The sequence below is a fragment of the Klebsiella sp. K5-306 genome (assembly GCF_051835185.1).
Classification (GTDB): Bacteria; Pseudomonadota; Gammaproteobacteria; order Enterobacterales; family Enterobacteriaceae; genus Klebsiella; species Klebsiella oxytoca.
Genome location: NZ_JAIFJY010000050.1, coordinates 1 through 2,438, shown reverse-complemented (window position 1 = coordinate 2,438; position 2,438 = coordinate 1). Strand labels below are relative to the sequence as shown.

General features: G+C 45.4%; 4 protein-coding genes and 1 pseudogene. 1 reads left to right on the top strand and 4 read right to left on the bottom strand.

The features are described 5' to 3' along the window. The coding region (locus K2184_RS28900; RefSeq protein WP_032414367.1) for a hypothetical protein at positions 1 to 74 on the top strand (74 nt) is incomplete at its 5' end. A gap of 53 nt (positions 75 to 127) precedes the next feature. Here K2184_RS28900 and K2184_RS28895 read toward each other — a convergent pair. The 4 genes and pseudogenes from K2184_RS28895 to K2184_RS28880 form a co-directional block, all read right to left on the bottom strand. Further along, positions 128 to 568, bottom strand: a pseudogene (locus K2184_RS28895) (CatB-related O-acetyltransferase); the annotation flags it as partial. 137 nt (positions 569 to 705) lie between these two features. Next, positions 706 to 1,536, bottom strand: coding sequence for an oxacillin-hydrolyzing class D beta-lactamase OXA-1 (locus tag K2184_RS28890; protein WP_001334766.1), 831 nt, complete (start codon positions 1,534 to 1,536; stop codon positions 706 to 708). A 130-nt stretch (positions 1,537 to 1,666) separates the two neighbouring features. Next, a complete protein-coding gene (locus K2184_RS28885) occupies positions 1,667 to 2,221 on the bottom strand; it encodes a fluoroquinolone-acetylating aminoglycoside 6'-N-acetyltransferase AAC(6')-Ib-cr5 (RefSeq protein ID WP_063840321.1) in 555 nt (184 codons plus the stop codon). A gap of 143 nt (positions 2,222 to 2,364) precedes the next feature. After that, positions 2,365 to 2,438 (bottom strand): hypothetical protein (locus K2184_RS28880; protein WP_032414367.1); only part of this gene is annotated, 74 nt, incomplete at its 5' end.

Below are 2,438 nucleotides of genomic sequence, written 5' to 3'. Positions count from 1 at the left end.
GCCAGGCCTCAGCATTTTATTATGGTGATCCCCTGGGCGAAATGCGCCTGGTAAGCAGAGTTTTTGAAATGTAAGGCCTTTGAATAAGACAAAAGGCTGCCTCATCGCTAACTTTGCAACAGTGCCCCACATCTTTTGTCACCAACGAGCGGCTGCCTATCACCGCACCGTGCCCGATCTTGATTCCGGGCATGACCATTGCCTCAGAGCCGATCCAAACGTCATTGCCAATGACAGTATTACCTGCTTTTTGGAAGGCATCGAGTGCGCTTGAGAATGCAGGTTCTTCCTGCATATAAAAGAACGGGAAAGATGATGCCCAGTCGTACCGATGCCCCTGATTGCCAGCCATGATAAAGGAAGCCCCACTCCCGATAGAGCAGAAACTACCGATGATCAACTTATCAACGTCATCACGGTCCGGAAACAGATACCGTGCGCAGTCATCGAATGAGTGCCCATGATAGTAGCCAGAGTAATAGCTGTACCGCCCAACTTTGATATTGGGGTTCTTCACTTGCTCAGAAAGCAGCTTGCCTTTGAAGGGGCTATCAAAGTAGTTGGTCATAAGAGATCCCGCGGTCTGTGACTTTGCCGTCTAACGTTTGAAATAAGGGGCGCCGAGCGCCAGCGAGGGGAGCCAAAAGCTTGCTTTTGGCCGTCCCGACTTGATTGAAGGGTTGGGCGATTTTGCCATTAGATTTTTTATAAATTTAGTGTGTTTAGAATGGTGATCGCATTTTTCTTGGCTTTTATGCTTGATGTTAAATTCGACCCCAAGTTTCCTGTAAGTGCGGACACAAAAACATATTTATGTCCTGATTTGCTTATAATAAACCCTTCAAACCATCCGTTTTGTAAGGTTCTATTTGCTGTGAATCCTGCACCAGTTTTCCCATACAGTTTTGTACTATTATCCAGATCTTGTAGATACATGTTCTCTATGGTGTTTTCTATGGCTGAGTTTTTAACTGGGAGATTGTGATTAATAATTTTACGCAGGAATTGAATTTGTTCTTCTGGTGAAATTTTTAAGCTACTTTCGAGCCATGCTTCTGTTAATCCGTTGTTTCTTTCTTTATCTCCAGAGAAGTCTTGATTTCCATAATCAAAATCTTTGAGATAATTCTTGATTTTATTTAATCCAATTTTTTGGGTTATTTCTTGCGAAACCCAAACAACAGAAAATTGCATCCACGTCTTTGGTGTATGATTGCTGTTCCAGATCTCCATTCCTTTGGGGGTTTTATCCCATTTGAATATGGTTTTCTGATCTATTATTTCCGCATCAAATGCCATAAGTGATAATGCGATCTTGAAAGTTGAATCTGGTGCCATTTGCGTTGCACACTTTGCTTTATTGAATTGAGCAATTTCAGCGTTTGTGGATGCATCGTAAAGTAAAAAACAACCTTCAGTTCCTTCAAATAATGGAGATGCAACAGTAGAGATATCTGTTGATGCACTGGCGCTGCTGTAGATAATATTTGCAATTATTAAAAAAATAGCGAAGTTGATATGTATTGTGTTTTTCATAATAAGTATTGGTTTGGTAAAGGGCTTAATTTTAACGGCTAACAATTAATGAGGCTCCGGGTTCGCCCAACGTTTGACATGAGGGGCGGCCAAGGGCGCCAGCCCTTGGACGTCCCCCTCGATGGAAGGGTTAGGCATCACTGCGTGTTCGCTCGAATGCCTGGCGTGTTTGAACCATGTACACGGCTGGACCATATGGGGTGGTTACGGTACCTTGCCTCTCAAACCCCGCTTTCTCGTAGCATCGGATCGCTCGCAAGTTGCTCGGCGACGGGTCCGTTTGGATCTTGGTGACCTCGGGATCATTGAACAGCAACTCAACCAGAGCTCGAACCAGCTTGGTTCCCAAGCCTTTGCCCAGTTGTGATGCATTCGCCAGTAACTGGTCTATTCCGCGTACTCCTGGATCGGTTTCTTCTTCCCACCGTCCGTCCCCGCTTCCAAGAGCAACGTACGACTGGGCATACCCAATCGGCTCTCCATTCAGCATTGCAATGTATGGAGTGACGGACTCTTGCGCTAAAACGCTTGGCAAGTACTGTTCCTGTACGTCAGCAAGTGTCGGGCGTGCTTCTTCTCCGCCCCACCACTCGACGATATGAGATCGATTTAGCCACTCATAGAGCATCGCAAGGTCATGCTCAGTCATGAGGCGCAGTGTGACGGAATCGTTGCTGTTGGTCACGATGCTGTACTTTGTGATGCCTAACTTTGTTTTTGCGTTGCTCATGATGTCTAACTCCCAATTTGTGTAGGGCTTATTATGCACGCTTAAAGGCACTGTTGCAAAGTTAGCGATGAGGCAGCCTTTTGTCTTATTCAAAGGCCTTACATTTCAAAAACTCTGCTTACCAGGCGCATTTCGCCCAGGGGATCACCATAATAAAATGCTGAGGCCTGGC